Genomic DNA, 18,611 nt, shown 5'->3' with positions numbered 1-18,611 from the left:
AAAACCTTTACATGTAATCCACAATTCGATAATAATTGGGGAGGTTCTAGAAATGGATTATGTTGTCGATTAAAGATGCTGGGGGTTGAAATAGGTTGGATTTAGATATACAGAAAATGATATTTGAATTTGTTGGCGGTCTGGGAATTTTCTTATTTGGTATTAAATTCATGGGAGACGGCCTGCAAAAATCAGCAGGTGACCAACTTCGGGATGTTCTAGATAAATTTACAACAAATCCAATTATGGGTGTTCTTGCAGGTATATTTGTTACCATCCTCATTCAGTCAAGCAGCGGAACGACTGTTATTACAATAGGTCTCGTCAGTGCAGGCTTTATGAGTTTAAGACAGGCAATCGGTGTGATAATGGGAGCAAACATTGGTACTACAGTCACGGCATTTATTATCGGTATTAAAATTTCTGAGTACGCGCTTCCTGTCCTATTTACAGGGGCTGTATTACTTTTCTTTTTTAAAAATAAAAAAATTCACAATATTGGTCAAATTATATTTGGTTTTGGAGCTCTTTTCTTTGGATTGGAACTTATGGGAGACGGCATGAAGCCTTTGCGTTATTTAGAAGCATTTCAAGAATTGACAGTAAGCATGAGCGATAATCCGCTTCTTGGTGTAGTAATCGGAACTGTATTATCAGTAATCGTCCAAAGTTCCAGTGCAACCATTGGAATTCTGCAGGAATTGTATAGCTTGGGGCTGATTGATATTAACGCTGCACTGCCTGTGCTGTTTGGAGATAATATCGGTACAACTATAACTGCAGTTCTTGCTTCAATTGGTGCTACAGTAGCTGCAAGACGGGCTGCGTTAACACATGTACTTTTCAACATAATAGGTACGGCAATCTTTTTAGTGATCTTGCCTTCTTTTACAACTTTTATAGGAATGCTGAAAATGAATTTAGGATTGAATCCAGAAATGACCATTGCATTTGCCCATGGAACTTTCAATATTACAAATACTATAATCCAGCTGCCGTTTATCGGTGGGCTTGTATACATAGTTACAAAGCTGATTCCCGGAGAAGATCCAATGATGGAATACAAAGCAAAGCATCTAGATCCTCTTTTTATTGAACAATCTTCATCAATAGCACTCGGACAGGCTAAAGAGGAAATTCTGCGAATGGGTCAGTTCGCAGCTTTAGGACTTGAAGAAGCAAATCAATATCTAAAAACCCAACAGCAAAAACATTCAGATACTGCTTATCAAATCGAGGATGCAATCAATAATCTTGACCGCAAAATTACAGATTATCTTGTACTCATTTCAAGAGCAGAAATGTCAGCATATGAATCTGAAGAACACTCTGCATTAATGGATGCTGTAAGAGATATTGAGCGCGTGGGTGATCATTTCGAAAATATCGTTGAGCTTGTTGATTATCAATTAACAAATAAAGTGAAACTGACAGATTCTGCATATGCAGATCTGGAGGAAATGTTTGCATTAACCATTCAAACAATAAAAGATGCCATATCGGCATTAGATGACAAAGACACATCTTTAGCAGCAAAGGTTATGAAGTCTGAAGAACAAATTGATAAAATGGAGCGCATGCTCCGCAAAAAACACATACTCCGCATTAATGAAGGAAGCTGTACTGGTCAAGCAGGCATTGTGTTTGTAGATATTATCAGCAATCTTGAAAGAATCGGTGATCATTCTGTAAACATTGCAGAGGCAGTTTTAGGCTATCGTAAATAATGTTTAAAAAAGAATGATTCAGTTATAATGAAAGCAAGGGCTTTTGCTCTTGCTTTTTTTACATCAGTTTTATAAGAGATCATGGAATGGTGGTGGATGGCAGTGGAGATTATTTACTGGGCACTGATTATTTTAATGTTTATCATTGCATTTGCCGGATTGATCTATCCAATTATACCCAGCGTCATTTTTATAGTTGGAGGATTTCTTCTCTATGGTGCATTTTTTGGCTTTCAGGAATACGGATACCAATTCTGGTTGATTGAAGGCGTGTTTGTTGCGGTTTTATTTGCGGCGGACTATGTGTCAAACTTAATGGGGATCAAACGAGTCGGCGGCAGCAAGGCTGCTATCTGGGGAAGTACAATAGGCTTATTGATAGGTCCGTTTCTTATTCCGGTTGCAGGAATTATTATTGGACCATTCATTGGTGCAGTTATTGCAGAGCTTCTTGTTCATAAAAAGGATATGAAAGAATCAGTTAAAATAGGTCTTGGATCACTGATCGGATTTATATCCGGTGTGTTTGCAAAAACAATCATTCAGCTGATTATGATTGGTTATTTTTTATTCGTGGTTCTATAAAGAAGATATAAAACGCAAACAAAACATATTTAATGCTTTTAAATTGAAACAATCGGACAATTTTGGTAATCTTAAAGTGAAAGGCTTATGAAAAAATAAGCTTCATCATTTACATACAATTTAAGGAGGAGATTTAAATGGCTTACGAACTACCGCAATTGCCTTATGCTTACGATGCATTAGAACCTCATATTGATAAGGAAACAATGAACATTCATCACACGAAACATCATAACACGTATATCACAAACGTAAACGCAGCATTAGAAGGCCAGGATGATCTTCTCAGCAAAAGCGTTGAAGAACTGGTATCAAACTTGGATGCAGTTCCTGAAGCAGCACGTACGGCAGTCCGCAACAATGGCGGCGGACATGCAAACCACAGCCTTTTCTGGACAATTCTTTCCCCAAATGGAGGAGGAGCTCCGTCTGGTGAGCTTGCCGATAAAATCAACAGCAAATTTGGAAGCTTTGAAACATTCAAAGAAGAATTTGCAAAAGCAGGAGCAACTCGCTTTGGATCTGGCTGGGCTTGGCTGGTTGTCAATAACGGCGAATTAGAAGTAACAAGCACTCCTAATCAGGATTCTCCTTTAATGGAAGGCAAAACGCCTATTCTTGGACTTGACGTTTGGGAGCATGCATACTACCTGAATTACCAAAACCGCCGACCTGATTACATTTCTTCATTCTGGAATGTAGTCAATTGGGAAGAAGTAACAAGACGCTACGAAGAAGCAAAGTAATTTTTTTTCGTAAATGAAAGCAGGGGATCTATTAAGATCTCCTGCTTTTTTCTGTTAAATTTAGGATACATAACTCCACCTCATAAAGACAGACTAATGGTTAGCTAATAAAGGGGAGTTTTAAAGTATGTCAAAGTTGCAAAAATTATTTGGAGATGTAGAAGTCAATAAGGAACTAATCCTTTTGCTGATTATTGGAGGATTATATTCTTTGGGAATCGCCCTTTCTAACGCTTTTGTCAATGTATATCTTTGGAAACAGTCAGGCAGTTTTCTGGATTTGGGTATTTATAATTTGTCCATTGCAATTATGCAGCCAGTCACGTTTGTTATTGCAGGAAGATGGGCAAAAAAAATTGATCGTGTAATAGTTTTCAGGCTTGGTGTTGCTTTTTTAGCTGTATTTTATTTATCGGTCCTTTTAATAGGGAATGATGCAGCGGATAATATCATCTTGCTTGGAGGGCTGCTTGGGATTGGATCGGGGTTTTACTGGCTGTCTTTTAATGTGCTTACATTTGAAATTACAGAACCTGAGACAAGAGATTTTTTTAACGGATTTTTAGGAATCATGTCATCCTCTGCTGGAATGATCGGTCCTATTGTCGCAGGTTTTGTGATCTCAAGATTTGCAGGTGATATTGGGTATAAGTCAATCTTTTCTATTTCACTCGGATTATTTTTTTGTGCCGTTATATTAAGCCTTTTTTTAAAGAGAAGACATGCACACGGCAGGTATTTGCTGCTTGAAGTATTGAAGGAAAGAAAACGGAATGTCAATTGGAGAATGATTACAAACGCCCACTTTTTTCAGGGTATTAGGGAAGGAACATTCATTTTCGTCATTGGCGTCCTTGTATTTATTACTACCGGAAGCGAGTTTGCTCTTGGTAAATATGGCCTGATTAACTCTGCTGTAGCCTTTGTTTTTTACTATTTGGCAACACGGCTGATTACAAAGAAAATGAGAAAAAAATCTATTTTAATCGGGGGAATATTATTATACGCTTCCATCTTTTTGCTTTTGTTTGACCTTACATATCCAAAGCTGATTATGTATGCTATTTCAATTGCGATTGCATATCCCATGCTGCTGGTTCCTTATATCTCCCTGACTTACGATGTGATTGGACGGTCGTGGAATGCAGCTGAAGCGAGAATTGAATATATCGTCGTAAGAGAAATATTTTTAAACTTGGGCAGAATCTCATCCATTCTTTTATTCATTCTTGCCGTCACTCTCTTTGATGAAAAGCAGAGTATTCCCATTCTGCTTGCGGTTATTGGCTCTGGACACAGCTTTATTTATTTCTTTATCCGAAAAGTGACTTTATTGGAATCTAATGAGCCCATAAATGATAACGGTCAAAAAAATATGCCCGAACCGAATCTTGTAGATGGAGAAAGCAGTTAGCATCACATATGACAATCATGTTACAAGTGTCGAATTTGATAGAAATTCGTCGGTTTTTTTCATAAACTATAACAATAGACACCTTAAAATGGTGTCTATTGTGTTTTTTAATGAAAATAAGGCGGTGCTATATGTCAAAGAAAAAGAAAAGAACAGTTCCGCTTCGCCTTAACATTTTGTTTTTCCTAGTTTTTTTAGTTTTTTCAGGAATGATATTAAGGCTTGGAATTGTTCAAATTGTATACGGAGAGGATTACCGCAAGGAAGTTGAACGGAATGAGGAAGTGAATATCAGCACTTCAGTTCCGAGAGGGAAAATCTTTGACCGAAACTACAATACAATTGTCGATAATAAACCTATTAATGCCATTACATACACCAGGTCAAATACTACTTCACAAGAAGAACGTTTAGAAGTTGCAGCAAGACTTGCAAAGATTTTTGACCAGGACAGAACGGACTCTAAAGAAGATCAGGAGCTACTAAAACAAGAGTTAGAAAAAATCACTCTCAGAGATAAAAAAGATTATTGGATTTTAACACGTCCAAAAGAAGCAGAAAAGAAAATTACAAAAGCGGATAGACAAAAAGTGCTTGATGGAGCCATGAGCGATGATGACCTCTACGATCTTCAGCTCGAGCGGATAACAGAAAAAGATTTACAGGAGATATCGATCGATGAATTAAAAATACTTTCGATAAAAAGAGAAATGGACAGCGGGTATGCATTAGCGCCGCAAATTATTAAAAAAGACAATATTTCAGAACAGGAATTTGCCTATATAAGCGAGCATCTGGAAGATTTACCAGGAGTGGATATTACAACGGACTGGGAACGCCAATACGTTTTTGACAAAACTTTAAGAACGCTGATTGGGAGCATCTCCTCTTCAGAAGAAGGCATTCCAGAGGATCGTTTGGATTATTTTACATCCCGTGATTACAGCAGAAATGACCGGGTGGGGAAAAGCTACTTAGAATATCAATATGAAGATATTCTTCAAGGACAAAAAGCAAAAGCCCGTAATATTACTGATAAGTCCGGCAATATTCTTGAAACAGAGATTATATCTGAAGGAAAAAGCGGCAAGGACCTGATCATGACAATCGATGTACAGCTTCAGCAGGAGGTTGAGAAGATTATTGAGGAAGAACTGCTTGCTGCTAAGAAAAAATCAGGTACAGCTTTACTTGACCGCGCATTTGTCGTAATGATGGATCCCAGGAATGGCGAAATGCTGTCAATGGCTGGAAAGCAAATTAAAAAAGATGAAAACGGAAAAACGGTTCTTGAAGATTATGCATTAGGAGCAATGACCAGCTCATATACAATGGGATCTGCAGTTAAAGGAGCTACAGTACTTTCCGGCTTTGAGTCCGGTGCCATTAAACCCGGAACTGTCCAGCTTGATGAACCTTTATATATTAAAGGATCTCCTCCCAAAAAATCGTATCGCACTATGGGGAATATTGATGATCTTGAAGCTCTGCAGCGATCATCCAATGTGTATATGTTTAAAACTGCGATAGCAATGGCAAACGGGGAATACAGAAGAAACAAATCATTGCCCCTTGATACGTCTGCTTTCTCGGTGCTCCGTAATTATTATAGTCAGTTCGGATTAGGGGTAAAAACGGGTATAGACCTTCCTAATGAAGCAACCGGCTTTAAAGGCCAGGACCTGACGCCTGGATTATTGCTTGATTTGTCCATTGGACAATATGATACGTATACGCCGCTGCAAATGGCACAATACGTTTCAACAATAGCAAATGGCGGATACCGCATGAAACCTCAGCTTGTAAAAGAGATCAGGGAGCCGTCGCCTAAAGATAATCTTGGTTCTGTCATTCAATCAATAAACCCTGAAATTTTAAACCGGCTTGATATGAAGAGTGAGTACATTGAGAGGGTACAGGAAGGGTTCAGGCGTGTAACGCAGGAGAAAAATGGCACAGCCTACAGTTATTTTTCAGGGGCAGATTATTTTCCTGCAGGAAAAACAGGGACGGCACAGGCTTTTTATGATGGGCCCAATAAAGACAAATTTCTGTCTCCTACCTACAACTTAACACTTGTAGGATATGCCCCCCACAATAATCCGGAGGTTGCATTTGCTGTAGTAGTGCCATGGGCTTATGATTCAGCCAAAAATTCACATCCTATTAATAATCTGATCGGAAGAAGGGTTATGGATAAATACTATGAGCTGAAAAGCGAACAAAGCAAAGAAGGCATTCAGGAAGGTGTAGGACAGCCGGAGAATGCAAGGGTGATTGAAGAAGAAGAAAATGAATAGATAGCCATTCAAAGGAAAATAATAAAAGCACTCTTAATAGAGTGCTTTTTATTATGTATAAATCATTCTACAAAAGGCGACACAATTATTCATGCATTTACAAAACCTTAACATTCGATTAAAACCATGTTAACACTTTAGCGTTATTCTATTACTTGTAGGACAAAAACACCACTTTTTAGGGGGAATTAAGAAATATGAAAAGCTTCAAATTTTTAGCCATGACAATTATGATTTCATCATTGCTTGCATTCGCAGCAGCTTGTGGAAATGGTGAAAGTTCAGAAGGCAACGGTTCAGAAACTGGATCTTCTGAAGAAGCAGCTCAATTAGAAGGTGAAGTTGGAATTGACGGCTCATCAACTGTTGCTCCTATCGGTGAAGCAGTATCTGAAGAATTCGCTATGGAAAATAAAGATGTTAAAGCTCCAATCGGCGTATCAGGAACTGGCGGCGGCTTTGAAAAATTCGTAGCTGGTGAAACAGATATTTCTCAAGCATCACGTCCGATTAAAGATGAAGAAGCTAAAGCAGCGAAAGACGCTGGAATTGAATATACAGAATTACAAGTTGCATTTGACGGTTTATCAGTAGTAGTTAATAAAGAAAATGATTTCATTAAAGAATTAACTGTAGAAGACTTGAAAAAGATCTGGGTTGAAGACGGCAAAGAAAAAATGTGGTCTGACATTAACCCTGAATGGCCTAAAGAAAAAATTACATTATTCTCACCTGGTACAGATTCTGGGACATATGATTACTTCGATGAAGTAATTCTTAACGAAGAGCCTGTTGCCAAAGCAGCTACTCTTTCTGAAGATGACAATGTTTTAGTTAAAGGTGTACAAAGCAATAAAAATGCAATGGGTTACTTTGGTTATGCTTACTACCTAGAAAATAAAGATACATTGAAAGTAGTTCCTATCGTGAACGAAGAAGGCAAAGCTGTTGAACCAACAAACGAATCAGTTGAGTCTGGCGAGTACAACCCGCTTTCACGCCCGCTTTACATCTATGTAAATAACGCATCTATGAAAGAAAAGCCACAAGTTGCCGGGTTTGTTAAATTCTACTTGGAAAACGCTGGCGCATTAGCTGAGGAAGTTGGCTATGTAAGCCTTCCAGATGAAAAGTATACAGAACAGCTTAAAACAATCGAAGGTTTAAAATAATTTCAAAATCTAATAGATGAGAAGCATAACTGCTTCTCATCTTCCCATGTTTTGGAAAGGGGTTTTCACAATATGGCAACTGAAACTAGCCGCTCTGTCAGTGAACTGATCAGAGAAAAAAAAGAGAAAAAATCTTGGATAAGATATACAGAGAAAATGGTTCCTGCTTTTTTACTGCTGACAGCCATTATATCCATCCTTACTACGGTAGGAATCGTTTTTACACTGATCGTTGAAACATTTACCTTTTTTAGCCAGGTTCCGATTATTGACTTTATTACACAAAAAGATTGGTACCCATTCTTTGCAAGCGATCCGTCATATGGAATTATTGCTTTAATTTCAGGAACCCTTCTTGTAGCTGTAATAGCTATGGTAGTGGCTTTACCGATAGGATTAGCTTCTGCTATATATTTGAGTGAATATGCTTCAGATCGAGTAAGAAGAATTATTAAACCGATATTAGAAGTATTAGCTGGTATTCCGACGATTGTGTATGGCTTCTTCGCTCTTACATTTGTGACGCCATTGCTGCAGTCAATGATGCCAGACTTAGGTTTTTTCAATGCGCTTAGTCCGGGTATTGTTGTAGGAATCATGATTATTCCAATGATTGCATCTCTTTCTGAAGATGCAATGACTTCTGTCCCTAAATCAATGCGGGAAGGTGCCTTAGCACTGGGTTCTACTAAATTTGAGGTAGCGATAAAAGTTGTTCTTCCAGCTGCTGTATCAGGTGTTGTCGCATCATTTGTATTAGCTATTTCAAGAGCAATCGGTGAAACAATGATTGTTACTCTTGCAGGCGGAGCTACACCTAAGCTGACATTTGATCCGACAGAATCCATTCAGACGATGACTGCTTATATTGTTCAAGTAAGTTCAGGGGATGCAGGTTATGGCACAACTATCTACTATAGTATATACGCTGTCGGAATGACGCTGTTCCTCTTTACATTGCTGATGAATTTACTGGCGCAGTTCATTTCTCGCCGCTTTAGGGAGGAATATTAAAATGAACTACATCAATAAAGATACAGTCGCAAAGAAAATGAGGAGCAGATTGGCCGTTAATGGTATCTATAAAGGTATTTTCCTATTAGCGACAAGCTTTGCTCTAATTGTACTGGCGATTCTTTTATATCGGATATTCACTCAAGGATTTAGTTATTTAACTCCGGAATTCTTTCAAAACTTTGCTTCTAGAAGACCTAATGCATCTGGAATAAAAGCTGCATTAGCAGGGTCGTTATGGGTGATGGCTGTCGTCATTCCAACTGGATTAATATTGGGAGTAGGGACGGCACTATATATGGAAGAGTATGCAAAGAAAAATAAATTTACAAATTTCCTTCAAATTAACATTGCCAACCTTGCTGGTGTGCCTTCCATTGTTTTCGGATTATTGGGCCTAACGGTTTTTGTGCGTTTCTTTGACCTCGGAAGAAGCATTCTCGCAGGTGGATTCACCATGGCTCTGCTTGTTCTTCCAGTTATTGTTGTTGCATCACAAGAAGCCATCCGTGCTGTTCCAAAAGAGATGCGCGAAGCATCTTATGGAATGGGGGCTACTAAGTGGCAGACCATCCGTCAAGTTGTTTTGCCGGCTGCTATACCAGGTATATTAACAGGGAGTATTCTTGCTTTCTCAAGAGCAATTGGCGAAACTGCACCTCTGCTTGTGGTTGGGGCATTTGCATTTGTAAATTACCTTCCGGAAAGTTTCATGAGCACATTTACAGCCATACCAATTCAAATATTTAACTGGGCTTCAAGGCCTCAGGCTGACTTTCAGAATGTTGCTGCTGCAGGAATTATCGTATTGTTTATTTTCTTGATCGTTATGAACTCAATTGCCGTGTTAATACGCAACAAGTTCCAAAAACGCTACTAAGATTTTTTGAAATGGATGAAGGAGGTTTCACAAAATGGAAATGACAAAAAATGTTGTGAAAGAGCGAGAGGAAAACGAAGAATTTGAAACGAATGCAAAAAAAGATAAAAGCATCGTTTACAAAACAGATAATCTCAACCTTTGGTACGGAAACGATCAGGCATTAAAAAATATTGATCTGGATATCTATGAAAATGAAGTTACGGCGATTATAGGACCGTCTGGCTGCGGGAAGTCTACTTACATTAAAACGTTAAATCGCATGGTAGAGCTGATTCCTACGGTCCGTACATCTGGAAAAATCATTTACCGGGGCAAAAATATCTTTGATAAAGGCTATGGAGTGGAAGATCTGCGCACAAGAGTCGGCATGGTGTTCCAAAAACCAAATCCTTTTCCAAAATCCATTTATGACAATGTTGCATACGGTCCAAGAATCCATGGGATCCGCGATAAAAAGACTCTTGATGCAATCGTTGAAAAGAGTTTAAAAGGAGCTGCCATCTGGGACGAAGTAAAAGATCGCCTTAAAGAAAATGCTTTCGGTTTATCAGGCGGTCAGCAGCAGCGTCTATGCATCGCCCGCTGTCTTGCGATTGAGCCGGATGTTATTTTAATGGATGAACCTACATCTGCTCTTGATCCAATTTCAACATTAAAAGTAGAAGAGCTGGTTCAGGAATTGAAAAAACAGTACAGCATCGTGATCGTTACTCACAATATGCAGCAGGCTGCACGTATTTCTGATCGGACAGCGTTCTTCTTAAATGGTGAAGTTGTTGAGTATTCAGAAACAGACCGTTTATTCTCGAATCCTTCAGATAAACGAACAGAAGACTATATTACTGGACGTTTCGGATAATATTTAGAGGAATAAGTCGTGCAAATGAAAACTTGCACGACTTATTCCCATATAGTTAAGCAATCATATTTCATAAAAAAACAGACGGAAATTTGGAGGGAATTAAACATGGTGGTTAGAGAGAAATTTGAATACGATTTAAAATTACTGCGTGATAAATTAAATGAAATTGCACAACTCACTGAGCAGGCTTTAACAGAAGCTATCCAGGCCCTAGAAACAAAAAACGTAGAAGCAGCGCTCGAAATCATTGAAAACGATGAGCGCATTGATGATTTGGATGAGGAAATCAATGATTTGGCGATTCTTCTTATTGCAAAACAGCAGCCTGTTGCGATTGATTTAAGACGTATTATCGTTGCCATTAAAATTTCTAATGATATCGAAAGAATGGCTGACTTTGCTGTTAATATTGCTAAATCAACGATTCGAATCGGTGATGAACCTTTATTCAAACCTATTGAAACAATAAAAAAAATGCATGCGCTTGCTGTAGAAATGCTTTCTCTTTCTGTTAAGGCATACAACGATGAAGATGTCCTATTAGCTAAGAGAGTTGCTGATATGGACGATCAAGTAGATGATTATTATGGACAAACAATCAGAGAGCTTCTCGAAATCATGCCTGAGCGCAAAGAGCTTATGCAGCAGATTACTCAATTAATGTTTGTCTGCAGATATATTGAGCGTACGGCAGATCATGCAACCAATATTTCTGAAAGTGTATTATATCTAGTTAAAGGCAGAAGATATGATTTAAATGCATAAACGAAAAGAGCTTGTCACCCATGAGTGACAAGCTCTTTTCTAAGTTTTAAGACAGTATTAATTTTCTGCGCTTTTTTTATTATTTAACAAGTACATTGACAATTTCGCTGAAGCTCATGCCTTTAGTAAGTTCAAAAGTTCCCATGCGCACCTTTGTGTGATAATTCCCATTAATGACAAATTTGTTAAAATCCTTTGCAGAGGCAATGACGCCTTCTTGTTCAAGGATGTCAGAAACATCACCTGTATTCATGCCTTCTACAATTTTTAACGTGTACTTTTCATTTTGAGGCTTTTCTTCAATAGGGGCTTCGGCTTGCTTTTGTTTTTCAATAAGCGTTGTTTCTTTAAACGCAATAAGCTCGTCATACTCTTTTGTATCGATCGCTGTCTGTCCGCTTTTTATTAAAAATTCTTTAATATCATTCTCGGAAACTGCATTGTTTACAGGAGCAGCTGTTTTTTCATTGCTGTTACTTATGAAATATGTAGCTGCAAGAACAGAAGTAGACAAAATCATTCCGGCTGCGAATGATTGTAATCCTTTTTTGCTCATGTTAAGACCCTCTCATTCTTTCTAAGAATGGTTCCGATCTCTTCTTCGCTTAAGTATTCAGATCTTGCAATTGCTTCAGTGGATAAGCCTTGATTATGTTTCAAAATGATACGCTGAAGCGTCTGAGGGTCAATCGAATCATTATCAGTTAGCTCCAGATCATTTTGAAGAATTTCTTCTTCAAGCACTCTGACTTTTTTCTTCAGCTTGTATATTTCTTGCATAGAAGAAACCGACAGGTGTTCAACTTCCTGTTCAATATCTTTTAAGTGATCTCTCTGAAAGAAAGAGATGCCAATTAAAAGAATGCTGACTACAAACAGGGCAATGATCATAATCTCCATATTTATTCACCTTCTAATATTTTTTCCCTTTTTCTTTATATCATAGATTTGAAACATTCTAAAGGATAATATGTAAATTGTCGAAAAATGTCTTAATTTAAGCGATTTTCTCATAGATTATACTTATGTCATAATAATAACAGCAATGAACGATGAAAGGGATGAAGCCCCTTGATAAATCAGCCCTCAATGGATCAAATAAACCATCTGCATGGAGATGCAATGACTCTTATAATGAAAAATCCATCTGTTTTGTATTTACAGTGGAATGTAGGGTTTAAAACTGAAATTGCCCTCTCCATTTTATGCAGGGAGCCTTTTTCTTCTCTAAAAAAAACGTTAAGACTTTATCAAAAAAAGAATGGCACTCTTTTCTATAAAGATTTTGATATCACAGATGAACAAACTTATCTTTTTATTAAAGGCATAGGAGCAGCTGCCAGCTACTATACTGAATTAATTTTGCAAACATCTGAAAATGTTAAACTGACTGTTCTGAAGTCAAATGAATTGAAAATGACGGATACTGATGGCAGAGATGCTGACTGGACAGCCTATAAAGAGGAATCTGAATCCTGGGAAAAGCAATTCTCAGCTTATACGGTATATGACAAATAGAAGGAGTATCAGCACATGGTGAAAAACAGCATGATCATTCTTCATGCCCACTTGCCTTTCATAACTGACTATACAAATACAGAATATGAACAGCTCTGGCTTTTTGAAGCTCTGTCAGAATCCTATATTCCAATGCTTTGGAGTTTAAACGGTTTGGACAATCCGTCCATCACTATCTCTTTTTCCCCTACTCTTATGGAAATGCTGACCGATAAGAAGACCCAGGAAAAATACCGCTGTCACTTGGATAAAATGATTTTGTTAATCAGATCAGAATTCAGCAGGGCAACTAATGAGGAGCGATCAGTATTACACTTTTATCTATCTCATTACAATAAGATCATCCAAACCTTTGAAGAATTTAAGGGCAATATTTTAAAAGGATATATTGATCTATTTAAAAAAAGAAAAATTGAGGCTATCACTACATGTGCAACACATGCAATTCTCCCTTTTCATTGCACGGATGAAGGCATGAAAATGCAAGTGGAAACAGGAATGAAAGTGTTTGAACACCATTTCGGAACAGCTCCAAAAGGGTTTTGGCTGCCGGAGATGGCGATAAATGACCAGACCGTGCAGATTCTCACTCAACAAGGAATTACATACACGTTTGCCGATTCACCTGAAATAAATGGCCCTGCTTTGAACTATAAGGGCCTCACAATTTTTAAACGGAACAGAGAAAAAGCTAACGCTGTATGGGATAAGCATAGGGGATACCCTGCACATCATGTATATCGGGAATATTACCGGGATGTCGGGTTGACTAGGAATTGGGAAGATATTAAAGAGTTTGCATTTCTTAAAAAGACAAGAATCAATACCGGACTGAAACTTTGGAGTATAACTGGAAAGACAGAGGATAAAAAGATTTATAATGATGAAATGGCATTTGAACAAGCTGGAAATGATGCACATAATTTTTTGGAGAGGCTGCGTCCTGCAACAGAGCTTATTGTGCTTCCATTTGATTTTGAGTTATTCGGCCATTGGTGGTTTGAGGGTCCTGCCTTTCTTTCTGAGCTGTTAAAGAAGGAAAACCCGTTTGTTCTCCCTTCTGATTGGCTGGGAAACAAAAATAATGTCAGCGGCCACGACGGCTTAGCTTTTTCTACATGGGGAAGAAATGGGTACGGTGATATATGGCTGAATGAAAAAACAGCGGAATACTTTCAGCACTTTCATTTAATCGAGAAACAGTTATTCAACCCTTCTGTAAATTCCCGGGAAATGAATACAAGGAAAAAATGGTGCCTAATTAAGGAATGGATGCTTGCCGCAAGCAGTGACTGGACATTCATGATTGGAAACGGCACTTCTGCTGATTATGGACATTATCGTATTAAAAAGCACCTAAATAATTATTACGAACTGAGCGGACGATCGGATGAAGAATTAGAAACCTATAACCCGGAACCAGATTTATTTACATTTCTTCCATTGAAAAGAAACACATCTGAGTTACAAGCGTTTGCTGACAGGCCAAGAATACTGATGGTGTCTACAGAATATCCCCCAAATCTAGTCGGGGGGCTTGGAAGGCATGTAGATAAGCTGACAAATGCACTTGCTGGACAAAATTATGAAGTTGCGCTTCTTACAATAGCTTCTGATGAAGAACTCCCATTATATGAGAATCCAGTTCCCAACCTGCATATATACCGCATACAGTCTATTCAGCAAAAGCATCAGTCGCTCTCTGAGTGGGCAATAAATTACAATAGTGCATTTGTTCAATTTCTAATAAAGAATAGTCACATCAAATATGATTTAGTGCATGTTCATGATTGGCTGACAGCAGGGGCGGGAAGATCTATACAAAAGCTGTTTAAAGTGCCGCTGATTGCAACGATTCATGCGACAGAACTGGGAAGGAACGGCGAGATCGTGACCCCTCTGCAGAAGTATATACAAAGGGAAGAATGCCTGCTGGTGCAAGCTGCAGATCAGGTGATTGTGTGCAGTGACTATATGTTGAAAGAGGTCAAGGAGCAATTTCACATACCTTCTGAAAAACTAACTGTAATCCCTAATGGAATAAATCTTTTAAAAAATAATATGTATGTTAAAAATTCACAAAAGCGCAATGATCTATCATTGACTGGGCAGCCGTATCTTTTCTCGATGGGAAGACTTGTCGCAGAAAAAGGTTTTGATGTGCTGTTATCCGCCATACCGGGTATTTTGAAGCGTTTTCCTAAAATCCGCATTGTAATAGCAGGAGATGGACCGCATCGCAACGAATATGAGAAAAAAGCGAAAGAATTGAACGTTCATGAAAATGTAACATTCCTTGGTTTTATAGATGAAGACCTTATACATATACTCCTTACGCACTGTGAGATGAATATCATTCCGAGCTATTATGAACCATTTGGAATTGTTGCACTGGAGAGCATGGCAGCGAAAAAACTGACAATTGCTGCAAATACCGGCGGGTTAAAAGAGATTATCAAGCACAATGAAAATGGCCTCCTATTTGAGCGGGGAAATTCAAAAGCTTTGGCATCAGCTATCCTAGAGGCACTCCAACATAAAGAGCGGGCAGACCGTCTGGCTCAACAGGGATATAAAGAAATTTTGAGCCGATTTGCCTATGAACATATCGTGAAAAAAATTATTCAAGAGTATGAAGTGCTTTATCATAAAAGATAAGGAGCTGAAAAATGTGAAAGCTGTGATCCTCGCAGGCGGAGAAGGCTGCAGGCTTAGACCTCTTACAAATCATTGTCCAAAACCAATGGTCCCTATATTAAACAAGCCTGTCATGGAATATAGCATTGAGTTATTAAAAAGACATGGAATCACTGATATTATTATGACTGTGCATTATTTGTCATCTTCTATCCGGTCCCATTTTGGGGACGGTTCTAAATGGGGTGTCACCATTACTTACAGTGAAGACGGAATGCCTCTCGGTACAGCAGGAAGTGTAAAACTGGCAGAGCAAATGCTGACGGAATCATTTCTTGTTATAAGCGGAGATATTCTGACTGATTTTGATTTGAGTGCAGGAATACAGCATCATGAGGACCAGCTTGCAGCAGCGACAATCTTTACAAAACCGCTGGATTTGCCAATCGAATATGGAGTGCTTTTGTCCGCAGATAAAAAAATGGATAAGATGTTCGAAAAGCCAAACTGGAGCGACCTCACTAAACATTCTATTAATACGGGGATTTATATTCTTGACCCAAAGATATTTACCTATCTCGAAGATTTCACTCATTATGACTTCAGTAAAGATGTGTTTCCTGCAATCTTAAAGCATAATGAGAAAATCAGTATTTTTGAAGCTGAGGGATATTGGTCTGATATTGGGACACTAGCAACATATCGCGAGGCTCAGTTTGATATGCTCCATCATAAAGTCAATCTTCCTTCTAAGGGCAAAGAGATAGCTAAAGGCATCTGGATGGAGGATGGTGTGACCATTCATGATGATGTGACATTAAAAGGACCGATCTATATAAGCAGGAACACGATTATTCATGAAGGCGCTATAGTAGGTCCGCAGACGGTTCTCTCAGAGTCTGCTATTATCCATGAAAAATCGGAAATTACCCATTCGATTTTATGGGAAAATAGCTATGTGGGAAAGTCCTGCAGCTTAGGCGGGATGATTGGCCACTGTCAGATTCAGGATCATTCAGCGCTCGCAGATATGAATGATGAGACGGTTAATGCCTGGAGAGAATATACGAAAAGGGATTCTTAACTCTCTTCTTTTCATAGATTGAAGAAAAAAATAAAATAATGTGGAATTTCTTTTTTAAAAATGCTATTATAGTTAAGTCTGATTTAGTATAAGTTTTTTAGTTTGGAGGGAAATCAACATGCGCGTTAATCTTACATTAGCTTGCACAGAGTGCGGCGAACGTAATTACATTTCTAAAAAGAATAAACGTAATAACCCGGATCGTATGGAGCTTAAAAAATATTGCTCTAGAGAGAAAAAGGTTACATTACACCGCGAAACAAAGTAAGCAGCAGGAATTTATTTCCTTGCTGTTTTTTTTATACATACAAATATTGTTCAAGGAGAGAGTTATTGGCATGCTGAAAACAGAACTTAGAAATGACGTAAAACGCAAGCTCGAATCTTTAGACTTCGATACATACAAAAAGAATTGCGAACGTATAAATAAAAGACTTTTTAAGCAATCCTTCTGGCAGCAGAGCAAGACAATAGCCATTACCATTTCAAATGGAAAAGAAGTGGACACGAGCCTGATCATTCAAGAGGCCTTAAAGCAAAATAAGAGAGTGGCAATTCCTAAATGCTATCCAGGGCAAAAGAAAATGGAATTTCGGACGTTTCAATCAATCGAGCAGCTTGAAACTGTTTATTTTGGCTTAAAAGAGCCTGTTGTTTCAAAAACAGACCCAGTTTCCCCTGATGAAATCGATCTTCTTTTAGTTCCTGGGATATGCTATGACAAAAATGGCTATAGAATTGGCTATGGCGGGGGTTATTATGACAGGTACTTGACACAATACAGCGGTTTAACGGTTTCACTGGCTTTTGAAGCTCAATTGGTTTCATGTATTCCTGCTGAAGCACATGATGTGCCTGTCCATCAAATTTTGACGGAAAATGAGGTGATTATAACAAGTGAGTGATCATTTTCTTGCCATATCCTTTATTCTCCTGATTTCATTTGCAGGACTGAAGATGAAGTCTTTAACATTCAGCGGAGCTGTTGCTGCATGCTTTATTGGTATTTCTATTTTTGCAGGCTTCGGCTATCCTGGATTGATTTTACTCGGGATTTTCTTTGGAAGCTCAAGTTTTTGGAGCAAGTTTAAGCGTGATCAAAAAAAGAGTGTAGACGATTTACTTGTAAAAGGGGATCAGAGAGACGCCATCCAAGTGTTGGCAAATGGAGGTGTTTCTGCATTCATCAGCATAGTAAATGCTTTTATGCCATTTGACGGGAGTTTCACGGTTTACGGCGTTTCTATCGCTGCAGCAAACGCAGATACATGGGCATCTGAAATAGGAACGCTCAGCAAAAAAATGCCAAGAATGATTTTTACTTTGAAGCAGGTAAAGAAAGGAACATCAGGAGCAGTAAGTACTCTTGGAACTGCATCAGCACTCTCCGGTGCATGCCTGATAGGAGTTTCAGCTTATTTGGTTCTTTCAATTCAAGCTGTGGATTTACTGCTTATCATTTTGCTTGGATTCATGGGCAATTTGATAGATACGGTGCTTGGGGCTTCTATTCAGGTGCAATATCAATGTCCTGCCTGCGGGAAAAAAACAGAACGATACTCGCATTGTCAGCAACAGGGCAATAAAATAAAAGGATTATTAAACAATGATGCAGTTAATTTTTCAGCAATTCTTGCGGCTTCTTTGTTAGCGGTCCTTATATACTGAAAGAAAATACGGATAAAAAAAGGGATCCCGGCAAAAAGTATCACTAGGAGGGATGAAGATGCGAAAATTAAATTCTATACTTCTTATGGTGCTCGGAATGCTTGCTTTTTACCAGTATCGCTACCGTCTGATGAACGTTGTGCTCAGTCAGCCGAATATTCGCCACTTTTTTATTCAGCTGTCTATGAGAATTCCATTTATCAGGGAAAAATTTATGTTTCGTGCTTTTCGTTAAC

The 18,611-nt window shown here is 38.4% G+C and carries 19 protein-coding genes; 17 read left to right on the top strand and 2 right to left on the bottom strand.

Annotated features, from left to right (window positions below; translation table 11 throughout):
- The first annotated feature begins 116 nt into the window (after positions 1-116).
- The 10 genes from QLQ22_RS17885 to phoU all read left to right on the top strand — a co-directional run bounded on the left by QLQ22_RS17885 (position 117) and on the right by phoU (position 11,468).
- Positions 117-1,727 (top strand): Na/Pi cotransporter family protein, encoded by a 1,611-nt coding sequence (locus tag QLQ22_RS17885; RefSeq protein WP_420828876.1) that lies wholly within the window; start codon positions 117-119, stop codon positions 1,725-1,727.
- Between the two features lie 96 nt (positions 1,728-1,823).
- Complete coding sequence (locus QLQ22_RS17880; RefSeq protein WP_420828875.1) at positions 1,824-2,312, top strand: DUF456 domain-containing protein; 489 nt, start codon at positions 1,824-1,826, stop codon at positions 2,310-2,312.
- Between the two features lie 137 nt (positions 2,313-2,449).
- On the top strand, positions 2,450-3,058 hold the full coding sequence (sodA, locus tag QLQ22_RS17875) for a superoxide dismutase SodA (RefSeq protein ID WP_223436732.1): 609 nt from the start codon (positions 2,450-2,452) through the stop codon (positions 3,056-3,058).
- 127 nt (positions 3,059-3,185) lie between these two features.
- The gene (locus QLQ22_RS17870; RefSeq protein WP_223436731.1) at positions 3,186-4,472 is read left to right on the top strand and encodes an MFS transporter; all 1,287 of its coding nucleotides are present in this window, start codon (positions 3,186-3,188) and stop codon (positions 4,470-4,472) included.
- A 131-nt stretch (positions 4,473-4,603) separates the two neighbouring features.
- Entirely contained in the window at positions 4,604-6,772 is a 2,169-nt protein-coding gene (locus QLQ22_RS17865; RefSeq protein WP_223436729.1) for a peptidoglycan D,D-transpeptidase FtsI family protein, read from the top strand.
- 197 nt (positions 6,773-6,969) lie between these two features.
- Positions 6,970-7,944, top strand: coding sequence for a PstS family phosphate ABC transporter substrate-binding protein (locus tag QLQ22_RS17860; RefSeq protein ID WP_223436727.1), 975 nt, complete (start codon positions 6,970-6,972; stop codon positions 7,942-7,944).
- 72 nt (positions 7,945-8,016) lie between these two features.
- Positions 8,017-8,958, top strand: coding sequence for a phosphate ABC transporter permease subunit PstC (gene pstC / locus QLQ22_RS17855; protein ID WP_223436726.1), 942 nt, complete (start codon positions 8,017-8,019; stop codon positions 8,956-8,958).
- A 1-nt stretch (position 8,959) separates the two neighbouring features.
- Positions 8,960-9,838, top strand: coding sequence for a phosphate ABC transporter permease PstA (pstA, locus tag QLQ22_RS17850; protein WP_223436724.1), 879 nt, complete (start codon positions 8,960-8,962; stop codon positions 9,836-9,838).
- Between the two features lie 34 nt (positions 9,839-9,872).
- Positions 9,873-10,700 (top strand): phosphate ABC transporter ATP-binding protein PstB, encoded by an 828-nt coding sequence (pstB, locus tag QLQ22_RS17845; RefSeq protein WP_275976717.1) that lies wholly within the window; start codon positions 9,873-9,875, stop codon positions 10,698-10,700.
- Between the two features lie 108 nt (positions 10,701-10,808).
- The gene (gene phoU / locus QLQ22_RS17840; RefSeq protein WP_223436722.1) at positions 10,809-11,468 is read left to right on the top strand and encodes a phosphate signaling complex protein PhoU; all 660 of its coding nucleotides are present in this window, start codon (positions 10,809-10,811) and stop codon (positions 11,466-11,468) included.
- A 79-nt stretch (positions 11,469-11,547) separates the two neighbouring features.
- Here the strand turns inward: phoU and QLQ22_RS17835 are convergent, their stop codons facing one another.
- Positions 11,548-12,024 (bottom strand): MltG/YceG/YrrL family protein, encoded by a 477-nt coding sequence (locus tag QLQ22_RS17835; RefSeq protein WP_223436720.1) that lies wholly within the window; start codon positions 12,022-12,024, stop codon positions 11,548-11,550.
- Positions 12,021-12,368 (bottom strand): hypothetical protein, encoded by a 348-nt coding sequence (locus QLQ22_RS17830; protein WP_223436718.1) that lies wholly within the window; start codon positions 12,366-12,368, stop codon positions 12,021-12,023. Before QLQ22_RS17830 ends, QLQ22_RS17835 begins: the two co-directional genes overlap by 4 nt.
- Positions 12,369-12,539: 171 nt before the next feature.
- Between QLQ22_RS17830 and QLQ22_RS17825 the strand changes: the two genes are divergently transcribed.
- From QLQ22_RS17825 to QLQ22_RS17795, 7 genes are all read left to right on the top strand, one after another.
- Positions 12,540-12,986 (top strand): DUF4912 domain-containing protein, encoded by a 447-nt coding sequence (locus QLQ22_RS17825; protein ID WP_223436717.1) that lies wholly within the window; start codon positions 12,540-12,542, stop codon positions 12,984-12,986.
- A gap of 15 nt (positions 12,987-13,001) precedes the next feature.
- On the top strand, positions 13,002-15,644 hold the full coding sequence (locus QLQ22_RS17820) for a 1,4-alpha-glucan branching protein domain-containing protein (RefSeq protein ID WP_223436715.1): 2,643 nt from the start codon (positions 13,002-13,004) through the stop codon (positions 15,642-15,644).
- A gap of 13 nt (positions 15,645-15,657) precedes the next feature.
- Positions 15,658-16,707, top strand: a complete 1,050-nt coding sequence (locus QLQ22_RS17815) for a nucleotidyltransferase family protein (RefSeq protein ID WP_223436714.1) — start codon at positions 15,658-15,660, stop codon at positions 16,705-16,707.
- Between the two features lie 118 nt (positions 16,708-16,825).
- Positions 16,826-16,975: a 50S ribosomal protein L33 gene (rpmG, locus tag QLQ22_RS17810; protein WP_070875478.1), complete on the top strand. Its 150-nt coding sequence runs from the start codon at positions 16,826-16,828 to the stop codon at positions 16,973-16,975.
- Between the two features lie 70 nt (positions 16,976-17,045).
- Positions 17,046-17,612 carry a 5-formyltetrahydrofolate cyclo-ligase gene (locus QLQ22_RS17805; protein ID WP_223436712.1) on the top strand — a complete coding sequence of 189 codons (567 nt, stop codon included), beginning with the start codon at positions 17,046-17,048 and terminating at the stop codon, positions 17,610-17,612.
- Positions 17,605-18,375 (top strand): DUF92 domain-containing protein, encoded by a 771-nt coding sequence (locus QLQ22_RS17800; RefSeq protein ID WP_223436710.1) that lies wholly within the window; start codon positions 17,605-17,607, stop codon positions 18,373-18,375. Before QLQ22_RS17805 ends, QLQ22_RS17800 begins: the two co-directional genes overlap by 8 nt.
- A 58-nt stretch (positions 18,376-18,433) precedes the next feature.
- A complete protein-coding gene (locus tag QLQ22_RS17795; RefSeq protein WP_223436708.1) occupies positions 18,434-18,610 on the top strand; it encodes a hypothetical protein in 177 nt (58 codons plus the stop codon).
- The last annotated feature ends 1 nt before the right edge of the window (position 18,611 follow it).

The organism is Metabacillus hrfriensis (assembly GCF_030127205.1).
Lineage (GTDB): Bacteria > Bacillota > Bacilli > Bacillales > Bacillaceae > Bacillus_P > Bacillus_P dongyingensis.
This window is presented reverse-complemented; position numbering and strand designations above follow the sequence as displayed.

Excerpts from the sequence above, each read along its gene's own strand:
- QLQ22_RS17885 (WP_420828876.1), top strand. The coding sequence starts at position 117 with ATGATATTTGAATTTGTTGGCGGTCTGGGAATTTTCTTATTTGGTATT.
- QLQ22_RS17880 (WP_420828875.1), top strand. The coding sequence starts at position 1,824 with ATGGCAGTGGAGATTATTTACTGGGCACTGATTATTTTAATGTTTATC.
- sodA (WP_223436732.1), top strand. The coding sequence starts at position 2,450 with ATGGCTTACGAACTACCGCAATTGCCTTATGCTTACGATGCATTAGAA.
- QLQ22_RS17870 (WP_223436731.1), top strand. The coding sequence starts at position 3,186 with ATGTCAAAGTTGCAAAAATTATTTGGAGATGTAGAAGTCAATAAGGAA.
- QLQ22_RS17865 (WP_223436729.1), top strand. The coding sequence starts at position 4,604 with ATGTCAAAGAAAAAGAAAAGAACAGTTCCGCTTCGCCTTAACATTTTG.
- QLQ22_RS17860 (WP_223436727.1), top strand. The coding sequence starts at position 6,970 with ATGAAAAGCTTCAAATTTTTAGCCATGACAATTATGATTTCATCATTG.
- pstC (WP_223436726.1), top strand. The coding sequence starts at position 8,017 with ATGGCAACTGAAACTAGCCGCTCTGTCAGTGAACTGATCAGAGAAAAA.
- pstA (WP_223436724.1), top strand. The coding sequence starts at position 8,960 with ATGAACTACATCAATAAAGATACAGTCGCAAAGAAAATGAGGAGCAGA.
- pstB (WP_275976717.1), top strand. The coding sequence starts at position 9,873 with ATGGAAATGACAAAAAATGTTGTGAAAGAGCGAGAGGAAAACGAAGAA.
- phoU (WP_223436722.1), top strand. The coding sequence starts at position 10,809 with ATGGTGGTTAGAGAGAAATTTGAATACGATTTAAAATTACTGCGTGAT.
- QLQ22_RS17835 (WP_223436720.1), bottom strand. The coding sequence starts at position 12,024 with ATGAGCAAAAAAGGATTACAATCATTCGCAGCCGGAATGATTTTGTCT.
- QLQ22_RS17830 (WP_223436718.1), bottom strand. The coding sequence starts at position 12,368 with ATGGAGATTATGATCATTGCCCTGTTTGTAGTCAGCATTCTTTTAATT.
- QLQ22_RS17820 (WP_223436715.1), top strand. The coding sequence starts at position 13,002 with ATGGTGAAAAACAGCATGATCATTCTTCATGCCCACTTGCCTTTCATA.
- rpmG (WP_070875478.1), top strand. The coding sequence starts at position 16,826 with ATGCGCGTTAATCTTACATTAGCTTGCACAGAGTGCGGCGAACGTAAT.
- QLQ22_RS17805 (WP_223436712.1), top strand. The coding sequence starts at position 17,046 with ATGCTGAAAACAGAACTTAGAAATGACGTAAAACGCAAGCTCGAATCT.
- QLQ22_RS17795 (WP_223436708.1), top strand. The coding sequence starts at position 18,434 with ATGCGAAAATTAAATTCTATACTTCTTATGGTGCTCGGAATGCTTGCT.